The following is a 21,958-nucleotide window of genomic DNA, read 5'->3' on the forward strand; positions in this document are numbered from 1 at the left end:
GGGACCCTGTGGGAGAGTAGGACGCCGCCGAACAATTATTCCGGGAAAGCCCCGCACCTCTGGTGCGGGGCTTTTCTGCGTTTACGGGCCGGCCGCTACCCCCGTGCATCTGCCGGCAGTGGCTGCGGGTAGGGTCAGGGGGCATCATTGGCACGTTCTTTCACAGGAGGCCCCCGGGTGGAGGTCCAGGAGACTCGAGTTCAGACGGACCGGGTCCTCACCATCCCTAACATCCTCAGCATGGCTCGCCTTGTCGGGGTACCGCTCTTCCTGTGGCTGATTCTTCGCCCCGAGTTCGGCGGCCCCAAGAGCGATGGCTGGGCGCTGCTGGTATTGATGTTCAGCGGGATCAGTGATTACCTCGACGGCAAGCTCGCCCGCCGGTGGAACCAGATCAGTAGCCTCGGGCGCCTCCTGGATCCGGCTGCCGACCGGCTGTACATCCTTTCGACCCTTGTCGGACTGACTTGGCGTGAGATCCTTCCGCTCTGGCTCACCGCGGCGCTCCTGGCACGTGAGTTGATGCTTCTCGTCATGGTGGGAATCCTCCGACGCCACGGCTATCCGCCGCCCCAGGTGAACTTCCTGGGGAAGGCGGCTACGTTCAACCTGATGTACGCCTTCCCCTTGTTGCTGCTCAGTGACGCAAGTGGTTGGCTTGGATCGCTGGCCGCCATTTTCGGATGGGCGTTCGCAGGATGGGGTACAACGCTCTATTGGTGGGCAGGAATCCTCTACGTGGTTCAGGTCCGCCGGCTCGTCAAGGCGGATGTAGTAGCCGATTGAGCTCGTTTGATGCGGTGCCGCGCAGTGTGGCCGGTCCGCGGTGAAGTCTCAGATGTTGCCCTGACGGGTGAAGTCGGCTAGACCGTCGTCTCTTCAAGGAGGACGTTTCCGACATGAAGGCCGTTGTGATGGCTGGTGGTGAAGGCACCCGCCTTCGCCCCATGACCTCGAGCATGCCCAAGCCTCTCCTGCCTGTTGCCAATCGGCCGATCATGGAGCATGTGCTGCGGCTGCTCAAGCGGCATGGGCTCAATGAGACCGTCGTGACCGTCCAGTTTCTCGCCTCTCTCGTCAAGAACTACTTCGGAGACGGCGAAGAGCTCGGGATGGAGCTCACTTATGCCAACGAGGAGAAACCTCTAGGTACCGCGGGGAGCGTGAAGAACGCCGAAGAGGCGTTGAAGGACGACACCTTCCTCGTCATTTCCGGTGATGCTCTCACCGACTTCGACCTCACCGATCTCATCGCCTTCCACAAGGAAAAGGGCGGGCTCGTCACGGTGTGTCTGACCCGGGTTCCGAATCCGCTGGAATTCGGAATCACGATTGTCGACGAGGGGGGCCAGGTCGAGCGTTTCCTGGAGAAGCCCACCTGGGGTCAGGTCTTCTCGGACACGGTCAACACGGGCATCTATGTGATGGAGCCCGAGGTCTTCGACTACGTCGAGGCCGATGTCTCGGTGGACTGGTCCGGTGATGTCTTCCCTCAGCTCATGAAGGAAGGCAAGCCGATCTACGGCTATGTCGCCGAGGGCTACTGGGAGGACGTGGGCACGCACGAGAGCTATGTGAAGGCCCAGGCCGATGTCCTTGAGCGCAAGGTCGACGTCGAGATCGACGGCTTCGAGATCTCGCCCGGTGTATGGGTCGCGGAAGGCGCCGAGGTGCATCCCGACGCGGTGCTGCGGGGGCCCGTGTACATCGGGGACTACGCGAAGATCGAGGCCGGGGCCGAGCTTCGTGAGCACACGGTCGTCGGTTCGAACGTCGTCGTCAAGACGGGTGCGTTCCTGCATCGGGCAGTGATTCACGACAATGTCTACATCGGTCAGCACTGCAATTTGCGCGGATGTGTGGTCGGCAAGAACACCGACATCATGCGGGCGGCCCGCATCGAGGACGGTGCGGTCATCGGGGACGAGTGCCTGGTCGGTGAGGAATCGATCATTCAGGGCAATGTCCGGGTCTACCCGTTCAAGACCATCGAGGCCGGCGCCTTTGTCAATACGTCGGTGATCTGGGAGTCGCGCGGGCAGGCTCATCTCTTCGGCGCCCGCGGTGTCTCGGGAATCCTGAACGTGGAAATCACACCGGAGCTCGCTGTGCGGCTGGCCGGTGCGTACGCCACCACTCTCAAGAAGGGGTCGACCGTCACCACCGCCCGCGACCACTCCCGAGGCGCCCGTGCGCTGAAGCGAGCGGTCATCTCGGCGCTGCAGGCCAGCGCCATCGACGTGCGGGACCTGGAGAACGTACCGCTGCCGGTCGCGCGTCAGCAGACCGCCCGGGGCAGCGCCGGTGGGATCATGATCCGGACCTCGCCCGGAGTGCCCGACTCGGTGGACATCATGTTCTTCGACGAGCGGGGAGCGGATCTGTCCCAGGCGCGCCAGCGCAAGCTGGACCGGGTCTACGCACGTCAGGAGTACCGACGGGCCTTCCCGGGAGAGATCGGAGATCTGCACTTCCCGTCCAGCGTCTTCGACTCCTACACCGGATCGCTGCTGCGCAATGTGGACACCACCGGGATCGCCTCCGCAGGGCTCAAGGTTGTCGTGGACGCGTCCAACGGCAGCGCCGGGCTCGTGCTGCCCAGTCTGCTCGGGCGGCTCGGTGTGGACGCGCTGACGATCAACCCCGGTCTCGACGAATCACGGCCCACCGAGTCCGCCGACACCCGGAGGTCCGGGCTGGTGCGGCTCGGGGAGATCGTCTCCTCGGCGCGGGCCGCGTTCGGCGTGCGTTTCGACCCGGTCGGCGAGCGGCTCTCCCTGGTCGACGAGCGCGGCCGGATCGTGGAGGACGACCGGGCACTGCTGGTGATGCTCGACCTGGTGGCCGCCGAGCGGCGCAGCGGGCGCGTGGCCCTGCCGGTGACGACGACGCGAGTCGCCGAACAGGTGGCCGCGTACCACGGCACACAGGTGGAGTGGACGACGACGTCGCCCGACGATCTGACGCGCGTGGGGCGGCAGGAAGGCACCATCTTCGGTGGGGACGGGCGCGGTGGCTTCATCGTTCCCGAATTCAGCAGCGTCTTCGACGGCTCGGCCGCTTTCGTACGGCTCATCGGGCTCGTCGCGAGGACGCAGCTCACGCTCAGCCAGATCGACGCCCGCATCCCCCGTGCGCATGTCCTGCGCCGCGATCTGGCCACGCCGTGGGCCGTCAAGGGGCTGGTCATGCGTCGTGTGGTGGAGGCCGCCGGCGACCGGGACGTCGACACCACCGACGGTGTGCGGGTCGTCGAGGCGGACGGTCGTTGGGTGATGGTGCTTCCGGACCCGGCCGAGGCCGTCACCCATTTGTGGGCGGAGGGCCCCGACGACGCATCGGCACAGGCGCTGCTCGACGAGTGGTCGACGGTCGTGGACAGCGCAGGTCACTGACGTTTTCCTGAGTGCGTCGGGAGGTGCTGTGCGGCGCCTCCCGACGCATGGGTGGGGCCATTCGGCGGCAGCTGCTGCGACGTGCGACGATGTGCGGCATGTCGCAGCAGCCCCCCGATCGGAGTACGGCCTCACCCTCCGCACGCCCCGACGCGTCCATGTCGCTGCTGACCAATGTGATGGACCACAGCCTGGACGACGGTTACGCCGAGGCCACCGCGCGCCGCAAGGCCGACGGGACCGCGGGCATGCCCCGCACGCTGAGGGCGAAGCTGGCCCTCGCGGCGGGTCTTGTGCTCGCTGCTCTGGTGGTCACCCTCGGCGCCGCGGAGGCGCGTGTCTCGGCGCCCGTGCTTGCCAAGGAGCGCGAGGAGCTCATCGACCGTATCGATGCCGAGACATCGGCGGCCGACGGTCTCGAGTCCCAGGTGGACAAGTTGCGTGGCGACGTGAGCGAGCGTCAACGTAAAGCGTTGGAAAAGCATGGTGGGGACCAGGGCGAGCTGGTGGCGCTGCTCTCCGGGGCGACCGCGGTGCAGGGGCCCGGTGTGAAGCTCGTCGTCGACGATGCGAAGGACACCGATCAGGGCGGTGGCGGACCGCGCGAGACCAGCGGTTTCGCCGATACGGGGCGGGTGCGCGACCGGGACCTGCAGCGCGTCGTCAACGGTCTGTGGCAGTCCGGGGCGGAAGCGATCGCCATCAACGGGCAACGGCTGACAGCCCTGTCGGCCATCCGTGCCGCGGGCGACGCCATACTGGTCGACAACAGACCGCTCGTGCCGCCGTACACGGTGCTTGCGGTGGGGGACGGGAAGCGGCTCAGTACCGCGTTCCAAGACAGTGCCGACGGCCAGTATCTGCAGGCGCTGAAGGACACGTTCTCCATCAGGACCAGCATCTCCGTCCAGGAGCAGGTGCGCCTCCCGGCCGCTCCGAGCCTGATCGTACGAACAGCAGAGCCGAAGGCCGCAGACACCGGCAGTGGTGCGGCAGACACAGGGAAGGGCACATCGTGATCGCCGTACTGGGCCTCGTCGTGGGAGTCGTGGTCGGACTGTTGGTCCGGCCCGAGGTGCCGGCGGTGGTCGAGCCCTATCTTCCGATCGCTGTCGTGGCTGCGCTGGACGCGGTCTTCGGCGGTCTGCGGGCCATGCTCGACGGCATCTTCGTCGACAAGGTCTTCGTGGTGTCGTTCCTCTCGAACGTCGTCGTGGCCGCCCTGATCGTGTTCCTGGGCGACAAGCTGGGCGTGGGGGCCCAGCTCTCCACCGGTGTGGTGGTCGTGCTCGGCATCCGGATCTTCTCCAACGCCGCGGCGATCCGCCGGCACGTCTTCCGGGCCTGAAGCCGATGAGCGACGAAGAATTTCCCAGAGACACCGAGCGCACCGGCGAGCCGCCGGCCGGCGCCCCCGAGGAACTCACCGGGCGGCGGCGGCTGATCGCCGCCGTGTGGCCGCCCCGGGTGACCCGGGCTCAACTCATCGTGGCGCTGCTGCTGTTCGTCCTCGGCCTGGGGCTGGCGATCCAGGTGCGGTCGAACAGCGACAACAGCGCACTGCGCGGCGCGCGCCAGGAGGACCTGGTTCGCATTCTCGATGAACTCGACGACCGTACGCAGCGTCTTGAAGACGAGAAGCAGCGTCTGGGCGATCAGCGAACGGAGCTCGAGAACAGCTCGGACCAGGCCGAGGAAGCGCGTAAGCAGACCGTGGAAAAGGAGCGGCAACTCGGTATCCTCGCGGGCACCGTGGCGGCACACGGGCCCGGGATCACGCTGACGATCAACGACCCGGGCGGCGCGGTGGAGCCGGACATGCTGCTCGACGCACTCCAGGAGCTGCGTGCGGCCGGTGCTGAGGCGATCGAGGTCAACGGGGTGAGGGTGGTTGCCAATACGTACTTCTCCGGTGACGGCGGTGACATCAGGGTCGACGGCCGGCGCATCTCCGCGCCGTACGTCTTCCAGGTCATCGGTAAGCCGCAGGACCTGGAGCCGGCGCTGAACATCCCCGGCGGCGTCGTGCAGACGCTGGAGAAGGAGCAGGCCACCGTGCATGTGGCACAGGCTGACGACATCGTCGTGGATGCCTTGCGACCGGCGAAGCGGCCTGACTACGCTCGGTCGTCCTCGCAGTGAGGCCGGCGGGTACGGGGGTCGAAGGACACAGGCACGAGGTTGCGGGGGGTCGCCGCATCGTAATGGTGACGCGTGGTGGAAACTGTCGAGTGGCTACGGACGTTGTGAAGATGTCCGGGTCGGCAGGTGTGTTCATTCAGGGTTCGTCCTGCCCCACGGGCGGGTCTATTTCGGTCAAGGGGAATCGCCCGTGAAGTTGTTTGGGAAGTTGTTCGGCAAGAGCGCACGCGATGAAGCTGCCCGCCATCGCGCACCGCGCCACGGCCAGGCCGATGAGCAGGGCACGGAGCGCCCGCTCTTCCGCGACGAGGTGACGGGTTCGGGCGGTGACATTTCGGGTGGTTCCGGCGCGTCGTCTGTTGACCCTGCCGGTGCGGGCCGCATAGGTTTCGGAGATCCATCGACCTCAAGTACGGGTGGAAGGTCTGCGTCCATGCCGGTCTGTACGAGGTGCGGTCATCGCAACGCCGAGGCCAGTCGTTTCTGCTCCAACTGTGGTGCGCCGCTGAGGGGTGGTGCTCCGTCCGAGCGCCCCTCGGAGACGACCTCGACCATTTCCATCTCCGGTCTCGAGGCGTACGAGGCGGAGGCTACGGGCCAGACGTCCGTGCCGTCCCTCTCTCCCGAGGCACAGGCCGCCGTCGACGCCCTGCCGCTCGGCTCGGCGCTCCTGGTGGTGCGCCGTGGTCCGAACTCCGGCAGCCGCTTCCTGCTGGACAGCGAGCTGACCACGGCCGGCCGCCACCCGCAGAGCGACATCTTCCTCGACGACGTGACGGTCTCGCGCCGTCATGTGGAGTTCCGCCGGAGCCCCGACGGCAGCTTCACGGTCGAGGACGTCGGCAGTCTCAATGGCACGTACGTCAATCGTGAGCGCATCGATTCCGTCGCGCTGTCCAACGGCGACGAGGTGCAGATCGGGAAGTACCGGCTGGTCTTCTACGCAAGCCAGCGGGGCATCTGACCCGTCAGGGAAGGTCCATGCTGAGAACACCGACGGGCGGTGCCGGTCACGGCACCGCCACCGCCGACGACCGTGCGATGAGTATCGGCGCGGTGCTCCTGCAGCTGCGGGACGAATTTCCCGAAGTCACCATCTCCAAGATTCGCTTTCTGGAGGCCGAGGGGCTCGTCGAGCCGCAGCGGACGCCTTCCGGATACCGGAAGTTCCGGCCCGACGACGTCGAGCGGCTGGCGCAGGTGCTGCGGATGCAGCGGGACCACTATCTCCCGCTGAAGGTCATCCGGGAGCACCTGGACGCCCTCGCCCGCGGTGAACAGGCCTCCCTGCCGTCCGCGGGCGGGCAGCGGGACCTGACCGACGGTTCTTCCTGGGACGCCGAGTCCGGGCGGGCGACCGCGGCGCGGATCGGGCGCGCGGAGCTGCTGGCCGCCGCCGAGGCGAGCGAGAGCGAGCTCGAGGAGTGGGAGTCGTACGGCCTTGTCGCTCCGACGGCGGAAGGCGGCTACGACGCCGAGACGGTGACCGTGGCCAAACTTGTGGCGGATCTGGGTCGATTCGGTCTCGAACCGCGTCATCTGCGGGCCATGCGAGGGGCTGCGGAGCGTGAGGCCGGGCTGATCGAGCAGGTGGTCGCTCCCCTGCGCCGGCACCGGAATCCGCAGACCAGAGCGCATGCGGAGGCCACGGCGAAGGAGCTCGCGGAGCTGTCCGTACGGCTTCATTCGGCCTTCGTGCAGACCGCTCTGCGGATCCAGCTCCACTGATCACGGGGGAGCCCGACTACCCAAACCTGCCGAGCACGTCCTAGGGTTGCTGTGTGAACGAGCTCGACGTTGTGGGTGTCCGGGTGGAAATGCCCTCCAACCAACCGATCGTGCTCCTGCGTGAAGTGGGAGGCGACCGGTACCTCCCCATTTGGATCGGTCCTGGTGAGGCGACCGCGATCGCCTTCGCCCAGCAGGGCATGGCTCCGGCCAGGCCGCTGACCCATGATCTCTTCAAGGATGTGCTCGAGGCCCTCGGCCAGGAGCTCACCGAGGTCCGTATCACGGACCTGCGGGAAGGGGTCTTCTACGCGGAGCTGGTCTTCGCCGGCGGGGTCGAGGTGAGCGCGCGTCCGTCCGACGCCATAGCGCTCGCGCTGCGCACCGGCACGCCGATCTACGGCAGTGACGGGGTGCTCGACGACGCGGGTATCGCCATCCCGGACGAGCAGGAGGACGAGGTCGAGAAGTTCCGGGAGTTCCTCGACCAGATCTCACCGGAGGACTTCGGTACCAACAGCCAGTGACCGTCCTGCGGAGGTGCCTCAGCGCATCCGGCAAGCCATTCCCGGGAATGAGACACGGGAAACCACCCTCAGGGTGATTATCACCCGGCGTGCCGAGTGTGGCGATCGTTGACGCACCCCGAGTGACTGCCTACCTTCGAGATGGCAGGTCAAGGATGGAGGTCGGCGTGAGAAACAGCGGCGACGGTACGGCAGCGGGTGGGCCGTATCTGCAGCACGGAAGTACAGCCGGCCACTCCATCAGGCAACCGGTTCAACCGGCGGCGATGGCAGGGGACGGCGCGGCTTCGGCCGAGGACATCGGATATCGCGGGCCGACGGCGTGCGCGGCGGCAGGGATCACCTATCGGCAGCTCGACTACTGGGCCCGCACGGGGCTCGTCGAGCCGAGCGTGCGTCCCGCCTACGGATCGGGCACACAGCGCCTCTACAGCTTCAGGGACGTCGTCCTGCTGAAGATCGTGAAGCGCTTCCTGGACACCGGTGTGGCACTGCAGAACATCCGCACCACGGTCCAGCATCTGCGCGCCCGGGGGTTCCAGGATCTGGAGCGGATGACACTCATGAGCGACGGTGCGACGGTCTACGAGTGCTCCTCGCCCGACGAGGTAGTGGATCTGCTCCAGGGGGGCCAGGGGGTCTTCGGTATCGCCGTCGGCGTGGTGTGGCGCGACGTCGACGCCGCCCTGTCGCAGTTGCACGGCGAGCGGGTGGACACGGGTGAGACGTTGGTCGGCAACAACCCCACCGACGAGCTTGCCCGGCGGCGCAACCGCGCTGTCTGACCGCGTGCCGATCCGGGGTGCCGCGATTGTCAGTGCCGTAGGGCAGCATCGATTGATGTGAGAGCCGCGCCCACCATCCTCCATCTCGACATGGATGCCTTCTACGCCTCTGCGGAGCAGGCGGCGAAGCCCAGCCTGCGCGGCAAGCCGGTCGTAGTGGGTGGGCTGGGGCCGCGCGGGGTCGTCGCCACCGCGTCGTACGAGGCCCGGCGGTTCGGGGTGCACTCGGCGATGCCGACGGCCCAGGCCCGGCGCCTGGCACCCAACGCCGCCTACCTGGTGCCACGCTTCATGCTGTACCGGACGGTGAGCGACCAGGTGATGGAGCTGCTCGGGCGGCTCTCACCCCTGGTGGAGCCGCTCAGTCTGGACGAGGCCTTTGTCGATCTGGAGGCCGGCGGGGTGGCCGACGACTCGGCCTCGGCGCGGGCCGTCGGTGAACAGTTGCGTGACGCCATCAGAGCCGTCACCGGCCTCACCGGCTCGGTGGGCCTCGCGGGCTCGAAGATGCTGGCCAAGATCGCCTCGGAGGAGGCCAAGCCCAACGGGCTGATGCTCATCGAGCCGGGCACCGAGCGCGAGCTGCTCGCGCCCATGTCCGTGCGGATCCTGCCCGGCGTCGGACCGGCCACCGGGGACCACCTGCGACGCGCGGGGATGACCACGGTCGACGACCTGGCCGAGGCGGGTGAGGCGGAGCTCGTACGGCTGCTCGGCAAGGCTCACGGCGTCTCACTGCACCGCATGGCCCTCGGGTACGACAACCGCCCCGTCGTCGCGGAGCGCGACGCGAAGTCGGTCTCGGTCGAGGACACCTTCGACATGGACCTGCACGACCGGGTCCGGGTCAGGACGGAGGTCGACCGGCTGGCCGACCGGTGTGTCCAGCGGCTGCGGGCCGCGGAGCGGTCGGGACGGACCGTGGTGCTGAAGGTCCGCAGGTACGACTTCTCGACGCTCACGCGGTCCGAGACGCTGCGGGGGCCCACGGACGACCCCGCGGTGGTCAGAGAGGCGGCTGCGCGGCTCCTGGAGGCCGTGGACACCACCGGAGGCGTACGGCTCCTCGGGGTGGGTGTCACGGGGCTCGCCGACTACACCCAGGAAGACCTCTTCGCGCAGGCGGCCGGTGAGCGTGCCGCGCTCGACGACCCGGCTGCAGACGACCTGGTCCCTGGTGAGCACGGGGACGAGTCGGTGTCCGGTGCACCGGAGCAGGAGACCCCCGAGCAGCTCGCGGCCCGGCGGTGGCCCGCCGGGCACGACGTACGCCATGACACCTATGGCCATGGGTGGGTGCAGGGCAGCGGGGTGGGCCGGGTGACGGTGCGGTTCGAGGAACCCGAGTCGCCGCCCGGCCGGGTGCGCACGTTCCGTATCGACGATCCGAATCTGCGGCCCGCGGACCCGCTGCCACTGGTGCGCGACCCCGTGGACTATTCGTCCTGGCCGGCCAGCCTGCCGAAGGAGCGGTCCGGTCCCGGCTCCTCGGGCGGCGAGTCCAGACCGTAGTGCCGGTAGAGCTGAAGCTCCTGTTCCGGCGAGAGATGGCGGCCCACGCCGAAGTCGGGTGCGTCCTTGATCAGCGCGCGGTCGAAGGGGATTCGGAGCGAATCGTCGACGAATTCGCTGGGCTCCAGCGGGACGAAGGCGTCCCTGCTGAACAGTCCGGTACGCACGGCGGCCCACTCGGGGACACCGGTCGCGTCGTCGAGATACACCTCGTCGATGGTGCCTATCTTGGTGCCCTTGCGGTCGAACGCCTTGCGGCCGATCAGGCTGCGCGGATCGATGTCGGTCTGCACGGTCCCTCCCATTGGTCGCGGCTACTCCACAGGCACTACGAAAGTGCAGATCCGGGGCTTCGGCCACTCGAGACTTCTGAGACGAACCCCGCTGGTAGGCTGGCTATGGCCGCTGACCCCGTGCGGGAGAGCCCTCCGGAGCAAATCCGGCAGGCGCCGAAGGAGCAAATCCTCCCCGGAATCTCTCAGGCCCCCGTACCGCACGGACGAGGTCACTCTGGAAAGCAGGGCGGGTTTCGTGGCGGCTGACGCCGGAACGGATCCCTTCCTCACCGACGGTGAAAGTCGGTACGCCGCAGGGCGGACCGGTGAAGCTCTCAGGTTGAGATGACAGAGGGGGAGGCCGTCCGGGCACCCGCGCCGCGGTGCCCCTCGCAGGTCGTGACAGACCAGGAGGCCTCCACCATGACCCCCCGTCGCACCCCGCTCTCCCAGCTGGAGCAGGGCATCCCCTTCGAACATCGCCACATCGGACCCGATGACGAGGCGCAGGCGAAGATGCTCGCCCAGGTCGGTTACGGCTCGCTCGACGACCTGACCGCGGCCGCAGTGCCCGATGTCATCAAGAGCACAGAGGCGCTGCAGCTGCCGACGGCCCGCACCGAGGCCGAGGTCCTGGCCGAGCTGCGCTCCCTCGCCGACCGCAACCAGGTCCTCGCCCCGATGATCGGGCTCGGCTACTACGGCACCTTCACCCCGCCGGTGATCCTTCGCAACGTCATGGAGAACCCCGCCTGGTACACGGCCTACACGCCGTACCAGCCGGAGATCTCGCAGGGCCGACTCGAGGCCCTCCTCAACTTCCAGACGATGGTCGCCGAGCTGACCGGGCTGCCCACCTCCGGCGCCTCGCTGCTCGACGAGGGCACTGCGGCCGCCGAGGCCATGGCGCTCGCGCGGCGCGTCGGCAAGGTCAAGAACGGCGTCTTCCTGGTCGACGCAGACACCCTGCCGCAGACCGTCGCCGTGATAGAGACCCGCGCCGAGCCGACCGGTGTCGAGGTGGTCGTCGCCGACCTCAGCGAGGGCATCCCCGCCGACATCGCCGAGCGCGGTGTCTTCGGCGTGCTGCTCCAGTACCCGGGAGCCTCCGGCGCCGTCCGGGACATCAAGCCCGTCATCGAGCAGGCCCATGAGCTCGGCGCCATCGTCACCGTCGCCGCCGATCTGCTGGCCCTGACCCTCCTCACCTCGCCCGGTGACCTCGGCGCGGACATCGCCGTCGGCACCACGCAGCGCTTCGGTGTGCCGATGGGCTTCGGCGGACCGCACGCGGGCTTCATGGCCGTGCGCGAGAAGTTCGCCCGCAGCCTGCCCGGCCGCCTCGTCGGTGTCTCTGTCGATGCGGACGGCAACAAGGCGTACCGCCTCGCCCTGCAGACCCGTGAGCAGCACATCCGCCGCGAGAAGGCCACCAGCAACATCTGTACCGCTCAGGTGCTGCTCGCCGTCATGGCCGGGATGTACGCCGTCTACCACGGCCCCGACGGACTGCGGACGATCGCGCGGCGCACGCACCGCTACGCCGCGATCCTGGCCGAGGGCCTGCGGGCTGCCTCCATCGACGTCGAGACCGACTCCTACTTCGACACGCTCACCGTGCGCGTCCCGGGCAGGGCCGCCGAGGTCGTCGCCGACGCCCGTGAGCGCGGCGTCAACCTGCGGTTCGTCGACGCCGACCTGGTCTCCCTCGCCTGCGACGAGACCACCACCCGTACGCAGATCGCCGCCGTGTGGGCCGCCTTCGGCACCGACGGCGACATCGAGGCGCTGGACGGCGTGGCCGTCGACGCGCTGCCCGAGTCCCTGCTGCGCACAAACGACTTCCTCACCCACCCGGTCTTCCACCAGCACCGTTCCGAGACCGCGATGCTCCGCTACCTGCGCAAGCTCGCCGACCGTGACTACGCGCTGGACCGCGGCATGATTCCGCTCGGCTCCTGCACCATGAAGCTGAACGCGACCGCCGAGATGGAGTCGATCACCTGGCCCGAGTTCGGTGCGCTCCACCCGTTCGCGCCGGCCGAGCAGGCGGAGGGTTTCCTCACGCTCATCCGTGAGCTGGAGGAGCGTCTCGCCGAGGTCACCGGATACGACGCGGTCTCCATTCAGCCGAACGCGGGCTCGCAGGGCGAGTTCGCAGGTCTGCTGGCCGTGCGCGCATACCACCGGGCCAACGGCGACGATCAGCGGACCGTCTGCCTCATCCCGTCCTCCGCGCACGGCACCAATGCCGCGAGCGCCGTGATGGCGGGCATGAAGGTCGTCGTGGTGAGGACTGCCGACGACGGCGAGGTCGACATCGAGGACCTCCGCGCCAAGATCCAGCAGTACCGTGACGAGCTGGCCGTACTCATGATCACGTACCCGTCGACGCACGGTGTGTTCGAGGAGCACGTCGCCGACATCTGCGCCGAGGTGCACGACGCGGGAGGTCAGGTGTACGTCGACGGGGCCAACCTCAACGCGCTCGTCGGCCTTGCCAAGCCGGGCCGGTTCGGCGGCGATGTCTCGCACCTCAACCTGCACAAGACCTTCTGCATCCCGCACGGCGGCGGCGGCCCGGGTGTCGGCCCGGTCGGCGTCCGCGCGCACCTTGCGCCGTACCTGCCGAACCACCCGCTGCAGCCCGCCGCGGGTCCCGAGACCGGTGTCGGACCGATCTCGGCCGCTCCGTGGGGTTCGGCCGGCATTCTGCCGATCTCGTGGGCGTACGTACGTCTGATGGGCGGCGAGGGCCTGAAGCGTGCGACGCAGGTCGCCGTACTCGCCGCCAACTACATCGCCAAGCGTCTGGAACCGCACTACCCGATCCTTTACACCGGCCCGGCCGGACTCGTCGCGCACGAGTGCATCGTGGATCTGCGGCCGATCTCCAAGGCGACCGGTGTCAGCGTCGACGACATCGCCAAGCGCCTGGTCGACTACGGATTCCACGCGCCGACCATGTCCTTCCCGGTGGCCGGGACGCTGATGATCGAGCCGACCGAGAGCGAGGACCTCGCCGAGCTCGACCGGTTCTGCGACACGATGATCGCCATTCGCCACGAGGTCGAGAAGGTCGCCTCCGGCGAGTGGAGCGCGGACGACAACCCGCTCACCAACGCCCCGCACACGGCCGCCATGCTCGGCGGGGAGTGGAAGCACGGCTACAGCCGCGAGGAGGCCGTCTTCCCGGCCGGGGTCTCGGCCGCCGACAAGTACTGGCCGCCGGTGCGCCGGATCGACGGCGCGTTCGGTGACCGTAACCTCGTCTGCTCCTGCCCGCCGCTGGACGAGTACGACAACTGACCCACCCGTCGGGTGTGACGCGGACATGCGTCGGGGCCGGTGCGGAGATCTTCTCCGGGCCGGCCCCCGTTCGTACGGGCCGCGGTCAGGCGGCCTTCATCACCTGGCCGGTTTCCAGCGGCCGGTGCGGGGCGATGATCTGCCCGTCCGGGAGCAGCTCACCGGTGTCCTCGAAGAGCAGGACGCCGTTGCACAGCAGGCTCCAGCCCTGTTCCGGGTGGTGAGCCATCAGACGGGCAGCCTCCCGGTCGGCTGAGTCGGCGGTCGGGCAGGGTGGCTGGTGCTGGCACATGGGTGGGTTCTTTCGCTGCGTTGTGGTGAGTGTCCTGCGGCTTGATGAGGTGTTCATGGCCGCCCCCCGTATCAATCGGTCCGGTCCCAGTGTTGCCCCACGGGCGTCAATCCGCAGGGATTTCGCGGCAGCACTTCTCCTACTCCCATGACGCATCACCCGGCCGGACGGTTCAACACAACTGCACTGTCCCTTCGGGTGGTTCGGGGTGGCCGGACCAGACTAGTCCGGATGGCCTCCGGGTGCGTCCGAGCAGTAGTGTGCCCCGCCACCGGAAACGGCGACGGGGCACAGTACTGCGGGCCGGAGGCGGGCTGTGGTCAGGCCGGTGAACCGAGCAGGGGACCGGGGCCAGGGGTGATACGCAGCGTCATCACGGGGAGTAGATCGGCGACCCGGTGCGGGCGGTGTGCCGCGATACCCGGTGGGGCGGGAGCCAGCGGTACCAGAAGGTCGGTAGGGGCGAGGGCTCCGTCGGACGCGTCGGCCTCGATGTCCTCGTGCAGCCACAGTGTCAGCATGTAGAGCTCGGGAATGGAGAGAAGGCGCGGCTGATAGCGCGGTGTCAGCGTCTCAGCCTGGCGCAGGGCGAGTTCGGTCGAGGCGATGTACGGACCCTCGAAGAAGTGCGAGAAGGTCCACCCGTCCGGGGTGAGCATGGTGTCCGCCGCGGCGACGGCGCGCTCCGAGCTGCGGATAAGGAAGCGCCACGCGGCCAGGCTGGTGCGTGGTGCGAGCCCGCTCGGGCCGATCCGGTCCAGCACATGGACGGGGAGCGGGAGTTCGGGGCTCAGCGGTCCCTGGACGGACCGGAGAGCCGGGGTGCGGGCCTCGCGGACTGCGGTGGGTGAACCGAGTGCCGCGAGGACGCTGCGCAGGGCGGGCGCGGGAGCCGGAGGTACGTGCAGCGGCATAGTGGGTCGCCTCTCACTTCGGAGACACGGTGATGCGTGGGCGGGGGCAGACGGCGCTGTCGGCGTGCGGGGCCAGAGGGGGCCGGTGACTGGGCCGGTGCGTCAACTCTCTGCCTCGTCCGCGGAGTTTATACGACAGGTGTTCACACGGTGTTTCCGCTAGCCGCCTCAGGTATTGCCGGCAAGGCGGTATCCGGACTTTATTATGCGGAGAACCTGCTGATTCGGTGTGTGTGGCGCAGCTGCTGCCTGGTGTTTTTTCCCGGCCGCGGTCGGCCGAAACACGTCCACGATTTCACCACCGCCGCACGGTGGGAACTGCGGAGTGGTTCATGCCCTCGGAATGTGCCTCCGGCGGCCGCACTCAGATTAGTGGGTCCGCGCTGTCCGTGGGGGCGTTATCGATCACCTGCCCTGGGCATTACGACCGTGACGCGAGCGGCCTGGGCCGCGGGCTGCCCACTTGAGGAGGGACGCTTCGATGGGGGAGAAGGTCGTGGCGGGCGCCTTTGACCTGTCCGATCGGCAGAGGTACCGGAGGAAGCTCCACCTGTGCCTGGAGGGGCTGGGGAGGCTCCTGGCGGAGCGGAGGTTCGACCGCCCGCGCAACCTCATGGGCATGGAGATCGAGCTGAATCTGGCAGGTGCGGACGGCCTGCCGAGGATGATGAATGCGGAGGTGCTGGAGCGGATCGCGAGCCGTGATTTCCAGACCGAACTCGGGATGTTCAATTTGGAAGTAAACATAGTCCCGCACCGCCTGGACGGACGCGTATTCGATCAACTGGCCGAGGAGCTCAGGACCGGCCTCGGATATGCCCACCGGAAGGCTGGAGAGGTCGCCGCCGGCATCATGATGATCGGAATACTGCCGACTCTTGATCATCGGGACCTGGTCTCGGCGAACCTCTCGGACGGAGACCGCTACGTGCTGCTGAACGATCAAATGGTGGCGGCACGCGGCGAGGATTTCGCGCTCGATATCGAAGGCGTCGAACGATTGGTCTGTACCTCCACCTCGATTACGCCCGAAGCGGCCTGTACCTCGGTCCAGCTGCATCTGCAGGTGACCCCGGCACGGTTCGCGGACGTGTGGAACGCGGCGCAGGCCGTCGCCGCCGTTCAGATCGCCCTGGGCGCCAACTCGCCCTTCCTGTTCGGCAGGGAGCTGTGGCGGGAGTCCCGCCCGCCGCTCTTCCAACAGGCCACCGACACCAGGCCGCCCGAACTGCAGAACCAGGGAGTGCGCCCGCGGACCTGGTTCGGCGAGCGGTGGATCAGTTCCGCGTACGAGCTCTTCGAGGAGAATCTGCGCTACTTCCCGCCGCTGCTGCCGATCTGTGACGAGGAGGACCCGCTGCAGGTCCTCGACGAGGGAGGGGTGCCGGCGCTCCAGGAACTCGTGCTGCACAACGGTACGGTCTACCGCTGGAACCGGCCGGTGTACGGACTGGCCGACGGCGTACCCCATCTCCGCGTCGAGAACCGCGTCCTGCCCGCCGGGCCCACCGTGACCGATGTGATGGCCAACGCCGCGCTCTACTACGGCCTGGTGCGGGCGCTCGCCGAGGAGTCCCGCCCGGTGTGGACCAGGCTGCCGTTCGCCGCCGCGGCCGAGAACTTCGACACCGCCTGCCGCCGGGGCATCGACGCCGAGCTGATCTGGCCCCGGCCGGGCCGGTCGGGCGGGCTGACTCGGGTGCCGGCCGTCGAGCTCGTACGGGACGAACTGCTGCCGCTCGCCGCGGCGGGGCTCGATGCCTGGAACATCGAGCCCGTGGACCGCGACCACTACCTCGGGGTCATCGAGGAGCGCTGCAAGCGGCGGGTGAACGGGGCTTCCTGGCAGGCGGACACGTACCACCGGGGGCTGGACGCCGGGCTGGCACGGGACGCGGCGCTCGGGGCGACGACGCGCCGGTATGCCGAGCTGATGCACAGTGGCGAGCCGGTGCACACCTGGCCGGTCGGCTTCCCGGACAGCCCTTAGCCCGGCGTGGCTCGCCTCTCCACCCGGTGAGCCCCGTGCGCGCTGTTCGATGCCGTTCCCGGCCGCGCGCCGGCTATTCCTGGGCGGCGCGGCCGTTCTGTCCGGCTGTCATCACGGCCTGCAGAATCATGGTCTGGATCTCGGCCGGGTCGGTGACCTGGTAGTCGCCGCCCGTCACCCTGGCCATCTCGTCCACCTCATCGCGGTCGGCCCCGGGGCCGACCGCGATGGCGAGGAGCGGTACCGTGCGCTCCGGGTCGGCGAGCCCCTTGAGCTCCGCGATCAGGGCGCTGCGGGAGATGGAGCGGTCATCCTGGTTCGAGCCGTGGGCGAGGATCACGACGGCGTTGAACTTGCCCTTCACATGGGCCGACTGCGCCGCCTTGCAGGCGGCCGGCGTGGTGTCGTACAGACCGGTGGCGCCATTCGGTAGCGGCTGGAGTGCGGAGAAGGCCGCGGCATGCTTCTCGCGGTCGGTGCCGCCGCCCTTCACGGGGTCGCCGAGCCGGGCGGTCGGCACCAGCTTGCGGTAGTCCTGGGCGCCTTCGAGCGTGGTGGCGAACTCCCACAGACCGATCTCGTCGTTCGGGGTGAACCGGCCGAGGGCCGACAACCGCGGTCAGCCGTGCGCTCTGCACCGTGATCGTCCACATGCCGAGCGTCTCCTGGACGGCCTCGGTGGCCGGGGGAGTGGCGGATGAAGTGGTGTACGGCTGGGGTGCCTTGCCGCCGGCCGATGTGACCAGCGCCTGCCCGGTCGTCCCGTCGGTCGCCCTGAAGCCGTGCTTCTCCAGGGTGTGCTGCGCGGTCGTCCTCGCTGAGCGGTGTCATGAACCGCGGCGCGGCCAGGCTCCCGTCGGTGCTCAGCTTCGTCTCGTTGACCAGTGTGTACGGGTAGTTGAGCAGCGGGGTGCCGTCCTTCGGGTAGAAGAGATCGAGACTTCCGCCGCCGGTCGAGCCGGTGTTGTGGGCGAACGCCCCCTGCTCGGAGAGCAGCACCGCCTGGTTGCGCTGCGGATTGCCGCCCTCGGCGCCCGAGTCGTCCTGCGCCGGCGTTTCGAGCACCTGGGTGTCACCGTCGGAAAGGAGTCTCCGGGAGTGATCGGGATGCCCTCGACCGTGCCCTTGGCACGGTCCAGGCAGAGATCGGAGTCGGGCAGCCAGATCTGGTAGTCCGTGGTGCGGGTGCCGGCGGAGAGCGCATCGGCGACCTTGTACGAATCGCGGGCGACGACCTGGACGTGGAGGCAGCGCCCGTCGGACCTGACCTGGTCCTTGCGCGCCTTGTCGGCGACTGCACGCACGGCGGGGGGCGATGTCGGGGGAGGTCATCATGGAAAGCCCTACCGCGGACCCCTCGCAGGACTTGGAGGACGACAGCAGGCCACCGTGCGCAGCAACTGCCGTATCTGCCGCCACAGCGAGGACGAGCATGGTGGCGATGGCGACGGTGCGGCGGCGACGTGGCGGAGAGCTGCCCCCGTTTGGTCGCGTCGCGTAGTCATCGGGCAAGCTGTGGCGTCCCATGTCGGTGGTGCCCCTCCTTGAGGATGAACAAGGAAAAGTGGGACCGCACCATCACCGGTGGTGGTCACCCCCCCGGCCAGTCGAGCATGATCTTCGTACCTGCATTCGAGACCCTGGTGGGACGGGGAGCGGGATGAGATGCGAATGCACAACTGAAGGCGGGTGTACAGGTGGAGGAGGAGCGCGTGGCTGATTCTTTCTCTCAAGAGGATGTGTCGCGACGGATCCTGCGGTCCGAAACGGTGCTGGTGCTGGCTCTGTCGCTGGGTGCCAGCGGGGTGTCTGCCCTGATCAGCTTTGTCGGATCGCTGACGAAACCGGGGGCTTTGAAGGAGCAGGCCGCGACGCTCAACAGCTCGTACGCTCCGGGACGCCCCTGGCTGGATCTCGCCTGGCAGCTCTTCGCTATCGCCACAGCGCTGGTCCCTGTCGCGCTGGTGGCGCATCTGCTGATCAGGGAGGGGGCGAGCCTGCGCGTCATCGGCTTCGACCGGACCAGGCCCAGGTCGGACCTGGGGCGCGGCGTGTTGATCGCGGCGGCCATCGGCAGCGCAGGCCTCGCCTTCTATCTGCTGGCGCGGGCCGCCGGGTTCAACCTCACGGTGGTTCCGGAGTCGCTTCCCGGCGTGTGGTGGAAGTATCCGGTCCTGATCCTCTCCGCGCTGCAGAACTCCGTGGTGGAGGAAGTGATCGTCGTCGGGTATCTGCTGCGCAGACTCGGGCAGTTGGGGTGGACTCCGATGGCCGCCCTGGTGGCGAGTTCGGTGCTGCGCGGCTCGTATCACCTGTACCAGGGGATCGGCGGGTTCGTCGGCAACATGGTGATGGGCGTCGTCTTCGTGCTGCTGTACCGGCGATGGGGGCGCGTGGGCCCGCTGGTCGTGGCGCATGCGCTGCTCGACATCGGGGCGTTCGTCGGGTACGCGCTGCTGGCCGGGAAAGTGGGGTGGCTGCCGACGCCGTGAGCGGGTGGTGCAGAAGGAGGAGGCGTACGGATCACCGCGTACGCCCCTCTCCCGTCGGTCAGAAGGTGGTCAGCAGTTCTCCGTCGACGACTGTCACCGCGCTGCCCGTCAGCAGTGTGCGGTCGCCGCGCAGCGACGTGCGGACGAGGCCGGAACGGGCGGAGGCCTGCAGGCCGGTCAGCTCGTCACGGCCGAACCGGGCCGACCAGAAGGGGGCCAGGGCGGTGTGGGCGCTGCCGGTGACCGGGTCCTCGTCGATTCCGACCCGGGGGAAGAAGCCGCGGGAGACGTAGTCGTAGCCACGGGACGGGTCCTCGGCGGCGGCCGTGGCGATGATGCCGCGCCGTGAGCAGGAGGCCAGCCCGGCGAAGTCCGGGGTCAGTCCGCGCACGGACTCCTCGTCGGCCAGTTCGACGAGCAGGTCGCCGATGTGGGCGCCGGTGTCATGGACGGTCAGCGGTTCCGCGCCCAGGGCGACGGCCAGTCCGGCCGGGGCGGAGGCCGGGGTGAGCGGGGCGGTGGGGAAGTCGAGTGTGAGTGAACCGTCCGGGTGGGCGGTGGCGGTGAGGATGCCGCAGCGGGCGGCGAAGCGCACAGTTCCGCCGGCCGTTCCGGTCGTGTGCAGGACGTGGGCTGTGGCGAGGGTGGCGTGCCCGCACATGTCCACCTCGGTGGCAGGGGTGAACCAGCGCAGCGCCCAGTCCGCCTCTCCGCCCGGAGGCAGAGGGTGCGCGAAGGCGGTCTCGGAGAGGTTCATCTCCAGGGCGACTTCCTGGAGCCGGTCGGCTTCGGGGAAGGCGTCGGAGTCCAGGAGCAGGACGGCTGCGGGGTTGCCGGTGAAGGGGCGGTCGGTGAACGCGTCGACGATTCGGATCCTCATGGGATGACCGTAGAGGTCCTGGATGGCGGCGGACCAAGGCCAATTCCAGGTCAGCGGCTCGGGATGCCGGGAGCCACCCCGGGGCGTTACGGCCGGCGTCCCCACGCGGAGACGAGCGGAGCGGTGGCCAGATCGAGGCGTCCGGTGGCGACGTTCTTCAGATGCCGGTCGATCTCCTCGTCGGTGGCGAGACCGGACGTCACGAGCCGGTCGCGGATCTGGCGCACGGTGGCGGCCTCAAGGACGGTGCACGCCGGTGAGGTGATCGGGAAGTACGCGTCGGCCTGCACATCGGCCATACCCGCCTCGCGCAGCAGCCGGGGCAAGGTCCGGCCGTAGGTGAGGTCTGCACCGCGGGCCGCCATGAGTTCACGGAAGCCCGACCGGAGACGATTGGCGAGGCGCTGTTCGGGGCCCGACTCGTCGGGGCACAGCAGCGGTTGCAACCCGGGGTCGGCGTCCTCCAGAAGGAGTACACCACCGGGACGCAGCGCCCGAATCATGCGGCGCAGCGCCTCGGCACGGTCGGTGACGTGCACCAGGACCAGCCGGGCATGGACCAGGTCGAAGCCTCCGGGAGGCGGGGGATCGGCGGCGACATCGTGGTGCAGCACCTCGACGACTTCGTCAGCGGCGCCCTGCGCCCACGACACATCGATGTCCGTCGCGACCACCGCGCCGGTCGGACCGACTCGCGCGGATAGCCCTGCGGGAACGGAGGAGCCACCGGCTCCGACCTCCCAGCACCGCATGCCTGCGGTGATCCCGAGCCGGTCGACATGCCGGAAGGTCACCGGGTCGAAGAGTTCGGCGAGGGCGCCGAAGCGGATGCCTGCCTCGGACTGCCGGTTGTCGAGCAGGTAGCCGTGGTCCGGGCCGTGCCCGTGCTCCGGGCCGGGTGCAGTCATGTCGCATCGCCTTCGTCCTGTGCCGTCTCGGGGCAAGTATGCAAGGCCCTTCCGAAGCGATTGCCGTACGACCGGTTCCGATATATCGTTGACGCATCGCGACAGATCAACGATGGAAGGAGCGTAGCGATGCGTTCACATGGACACGAGCATGGGCACGGACATGGACACTGCGGGCCCGGTCATCAAGGTCGGGGCGACTTCGAGGGGCGCCGCGCCTTCGGGCAGTTCGGTCCGCCCTTCGGTGGCGGTCCGTTCGGCGGCGGCCCCTTCGGCGGGGGCCGCGGTCGTGGGGGCGGCCGGGGAAGGGCGCGGCGCGGCGACGTCCGCGCTTCGATCCTGGCGCTGCTGAAGGACCGGCCGATGCACGGTTACGAGATGATCCAGGAGATCGGCGAGCGCAGCGGCGGGGCCTGGCGTCCCAGCCCCGGCTCGGTCTACCCGACCCTTCAGCTGCTGGAGGACGAGGGCCTGATCGTCAGTGCGAGCGAGGGCGGCAAGAAGCTGTTCACGCTCACCGACAGCGGCCGCACCGAGGCGGAGTCCGGGCCCGAGGCGCCCTGGGAGGAGGCCGGGCGCGGGGTCGACTGGGAGAGCGTGAACGAGATCCGGCAGGCCGGCTTCGGTCTGATGGAGGCGTTCGGCCAGGTCTGGAAGACCGGCTCGGCCGACCAGCGCCAGAAGGCGCTGTCGGTGATAAACGACGCCCGTAAGAAGCTCTATCTCATCCTTGCCGACGAGGACTGACCCGACGGGTGCGGTGCGAGGGGCCCCGCGGCTCGGCCGCAGGGCTCCTTCGTCCGTCCGGT

General features: G+C 68.5%; 19 protein-coding genes, 1 pseudogene and 1 riboswitch. Of the genes and pseudogenes, 14 read left to right on the top strand and 6 right to left on the bottom strand.

Annotation, left to right across the window (positions count from 1 at the left end; genetic code table 11):
- Positions 1 to 177: 177 nt before the first annotated feature.
- From ACWCP8_RS25560 to ACWCP8_RS25605, 10 genes are all read left to right on the top strand, one after another.
- Positions 178 to 786 (top strand): CDP-alcohol phosphatidyltransferase family protein, encoded by a 609-nt coding sequence (locus tag ACWCP8_RS25560; protein ID WP_030921569.1) that lies wholly within the window; start codon positions 178 to 180, stop codon positions 784 to 786.
- A gap of 113 nt (positions 787 to 899) precedes the next feature.
- On the top strand, positions 900 to 3,395 hold the full coding sequence (locus ACWCP8_RS25565; protein WP_352270965.1) for a mannose-1-phosphate guanyltransferase: 2,496 nt from the start codon (positions 900 to 902) through the stop codon (positions 3,393 to 3,395).
- A 98-nt stretch (positions 3,396 to 3,493) separates the two neighbouring features.
- Complete coding sequence (locus ACWCP8_RS25570; RefSeq protein ID WP_352270966.1) at positions 3,494 to 4,414, top strand: DUF881 domain-containing protein; 921 nt, start codon at positions 3,494 to 3,496, stop codon at positions 4,412 to 4,414.
- A complete protein-coding gene (locus ACWCP8_RS25575) occupies positions 4,411 to 4,743 on the top strand; it encodes a small basic family protein (protein ID WP_003970459.1) in 333 nt (110 codons plus the stop codon). The genes ACWCP8_RS25570 and ACWCP8_RS25575 overlap by 4 nt, the downstream gene beginning before the upstream one ends.
- Before the next feature lie 5 nt (positions 4,744 to 4,748).
- Positions 4,749 to 5,537: a DUF881 domain-containing protein gene (locus ACWCP8_RS25580; protein WP_352270968.1), complete on the top strand. Its 789-nt coding sequence runs from the start codon at positions 4,749 to 4,751 to the stop codon at positions 5,535 to 5,537.
- A 190-nt stretch (positions 5,538 to 5,727) separates the two neighbouring features.
- Positions 5,728 to 6,501 carry an FHA domain-containing protein gene (locus ACWCP8_RS25585; protein ID WP_352270969.1) on the top strand — a complete coding sequence of 258 codons (774 nt, stop codon included), beginning with the start codon at positions 5,728 to 5,730 and terminating at the stop codon, positions 6,499 to 6,501.
- Positions 6,502 to 6,518: 17 nt separating this feature from the next.
- Complete coding sequence (gene ftsR / locus ACWCP8_RS25590; protein WP_451118385.1) at positions 6,519 to 7,265, top strand: transcriptional regulator FtsR; 747 nt, start codon at positions 6,519 to 6,521, stop codon at positions 7,263 to 7,265.
- A gap of 53 nt (positions 7,266 to 7,318) precedes the next feature.
- Entirely contained in the window at positions 7,319 to 7,792 is a 474-nt protein-coding gene (locus ACWCP8_RS25595; RefSeq protein WP_030921587.1) for a bifunctional nuclease family protein, read from the top strand.
- 167 nt (positions 7,793 to 7,959) lie between these two features.
- Complete coding sequence (locus tag ACWCP8_RS25600; protein ID WP_352270972.1) at positions 7,960 to 8,577, top strand: MerR family transcriptional regulator; 618 nt, start codon at positions 7,960 to 7,962, stop codon at positions 8,575 to 8,577.
- Between the two features lie 57 nt (positions 8,578 to 8,634).
- Positions 8,635 to 10,089, top strand: coding sequence for a DNA polymerase IV (locus tag ACWCP8_RS25605; protein ID WP_352270974.1), 1,455 nt, complete (start codon positions 8,635 to 8,637; stop codon positions 10,087 to 10,089).
- Here ACWCP8_RS25605 and ACWCP8_RS25610 read toward each other — a convergent pair.
- Positions 10,014 to 10,394: a PRC-barrel domain-containing protein gene (locus ACWCP8_RS25610; RefSeq protein WP_352270975.1), complete on the bottom strand. Its 381-nt coding sequence runs from the start codon at positions 10,392 to 10,394 to the stop codon at positions 10,014 to 10,016. The two genes, ACWCP8_RS25605 and ACWCP8_RS25610, sit on opposite strands and share 76 nt — an antisense overlap.
- Positions 10,395 to 10,495: 101 nt before the next feature.
- A riboswitch (glycine riboswitch) is annotated at positions 10,496 to 10,593 on the top strand.
- 194 nt (positions 10,594 to 10,787) lie between these two features.
- Here ACWCP8_RS25610 and gcvP point away from each other — a divergent pair.
- Complete coding sequence (gene gcvP / locus ACWCP8_RS25615; RefSeq protein ID WP_451118388.1) at positions 10,788 to 13,673, top strand: aminomethyl-transferring glycine dehydrogenase; 2,886 nt, start codon at positions 10,788 to 10,790, stop codon at positions 13,671 to 13,673.
- Between the two features lie 85 nt (positions 13,674 to 13,758).
- Here the strand turns inward: gcvP and ACWCP8_RS25620 are convergent, their stop codons facing one another.
- Together ACWCP8_RS25620 and ACWCP8_RS25625 are read right to left on the bottom strand one after the other, a co-directional pair.
- On the bottom strand, positions 13,759 to 13,965 hold the full coding sequence (locus ACWCP8_RS25620) for a DUF5999 family protein (protein ID WP_326602416.1): 207 nt from the start codon (positions 13,963 to 13,965) through the stop codon (positions 13,759 to 13,761).
- Between the two features lie 320 nt (positions 13,966 to 14,285).
- Positions 14,286 to 14,879: a hypothetical protein gene (locus ACWCP8_RS25625; protein WP_352270979.1), complete on the bottom strand. Its 594-nt coding sequence runs from the start codon at positions 14,877 to 14,879 to the stop codon at positions 14,286 to 14,288.
- Positions 14,880 to 15,360: 481 nt separating this feature from the next.
- On the opposite strand from ACWCP8_RS25625, the gene ACWCP8_RS25630 reads away from it, so the two are divergent.
- Positions 15,361 to 16,869, top strand: coding sequence for a glutamate-cysteine ligase family protein (locus ACWCP8_RS25630; protein WP_451118390.1), 1,509 nt, complete (start codon positions 15,361 to 15,363; stop codon positions 16,867 to 16,869).
- A 73-nt stretch (positions 16,870 to 16,942) separates the two neighbouring features.
- Here the strand turns inward: ACWCP8_RS25630 and ACWCP8_RS25635 are convergent.
- Positions 16,943 to 18,381, bottom strand: a pseudogene (locus ACWCP8_RS25635) (hypothetical protein).
- A gap of 200 nt (positions 18,382 to 18,581) precedes the next feature.
- Here ACWCP8_RS25635 and ACWCP8_RS25640 point away from each other — a divergent pair.
- On the top strand, positions 18,582 to 19,361 hold the full coding sequence (locus tag ACWCP8_RS25640; protein WP_352270983.1) for a CPBP family intramembrane glutamic endopeptidase: 780 nt from the start codon (positions 18,582 to 18,584) through the stop codon (positions 19,359 to 19,361).
- Positions 19,362 to 19,419: 58 nt separating this feature from the next.
- Here ACWCP8_RS25640 and ACWCP8_RS25645 read toward each other — a convergent pair whose 3' ends face one another.
- Positions 19,420 to 20,241, bottom strand: a complete 822-nt coding sequence (locus ACWCP8_RS25645) for a PhzF family phenazine biosynthesis protein (protein ID WP_352270985.1) — start codon at positions 20,239 to 20,241, stop codon at positions 19,420 to 19,422.
- A gap of 86 nt (positions 20,242 to 20,327) precedes the next feature.
- The gene (locus ACWCP8_RS25650; RefSeq protein WP_451118393.1) at positions 20,328 to 21,149 is read right to left on the bottom strand and encodes a class I SAM-dependent methyltransferase; all 822 of its coding nucleotides are present in this window, start codon (positions 21,147 to 21,149) and stop codon (positions 20,328 to 20,330) included.
- 129 nt (positions 21,150 to 21,278) lie between these two features.
- Between ACWCP8_RS25650 and ACWCP8_RS25655 the strand changes: the two genes are divergently transcribed.
- Positions 21,279 to 21,896 (top strand): PadR family transcriptional regulator, encoded by a 618-nt coding sequence (locus tag ACWCP8_RS25655; protein WP_451118395.1) that lies wholly within the window; start codon positions 21,279 to 21,281, stop codon positions 21,894 to 21,896.
- The last annotated feature ends 62 nt before the right edge of the window (positions 21,897 to 21,958 follow it).

Source organism: Streptomyces sp. NPDC002206 (assembly GCF_053593595.1).

Excerpts from the sequence above, each read along its gene's own strand:
- ftsR (WP_451118385.1), top strand. The coding sequence starts at position 6,519 with ATGCTGAGAACACCGACGGGCGGTGCCGGTCACGGCACCGCCACCGCC.
- ACWCP8_RS25655 (WP_451118395.1), top strand. The coding sequence starts at position 21,279 with ATGCGTTCACATGGACACGAGCATGGGCACGGACATGGACACTGCGGG.
- gcvP (WP_451118388.1), top strand. The coding sequence starts at position 10,788 with ATGACCCCCCGTCGCACCCCGCTCTCCCAGCTGGAGCAGGGCATCCCC.
- ACWCP8_RS25570 (WP_352270966.1), top strand. The coding sequence starts at position 3,494 with ATGTCGCAGCAGCCCCCCGATCGGAGTACGGCCTCACCCTCCGCACGC.
- ACWCP8_RS25610 (WP_352270975.1), bottom strand. The coding sequence starts at position 10,394 with ATGGGAGGGACCGTGCAGACCGACATCGATCCGCGCAGCCTGATCGGC.
- ACWCP8_RS25650 (WP_451118393.1), bottom strand. The coding sequence starts at position 21,149 with ATGACTGCACCCGGCCCGGAGCACGGGCACGGCCCGGACCACGGCTAC.
- ACWCP8_RS25630 (WP_451118390.1), top strand. The coding sequence starts at position 15,361 with ATGGGGGAGAAGGTCGTGGCGGGCGCCTTTGACCTGTCCGATCGGCAG.
- ACWCP8_RS25580 (WP_352270968.1), top strand. The coding sequence starts at position 4,749 with ATGAGCGACGAAGAATTTCCCAGAGACACCGAGCGCACCGGCGAGCCG.
- ACWCP8_RS25565 (WP_352270965.1), top strand. The coding sequence starts at position 900 with ATGAAGGCCGTTGTGATGGCTGGTGGTGAAGGCACCCGCCTTCGCCCC.
- ACWCP8_RS25625 (WP_352270979.1), bottom strand. The coding sequence starts at position 14,879 with ATGCCGCTGCACGTACCTCCGGCTCCCGCGCCCGCCCTGCGCAGCGTC.
- ACWCP8_RS25645 (WP_352270985.1), bottom strand. The coding sequence starts at position 20,241 with ATGAGGATCCGAATCGTCGACGCGTTCACCGACCGCCCCTTCACCGGC.
- ACWCP8_RS25620 (WP_326602416.1), bottom strand. The coding sequence starts at position 13,965 with ATGTGCCAGCACCAGCCACCCTGCCCGACCGCCGACTCAGCCGACCGG.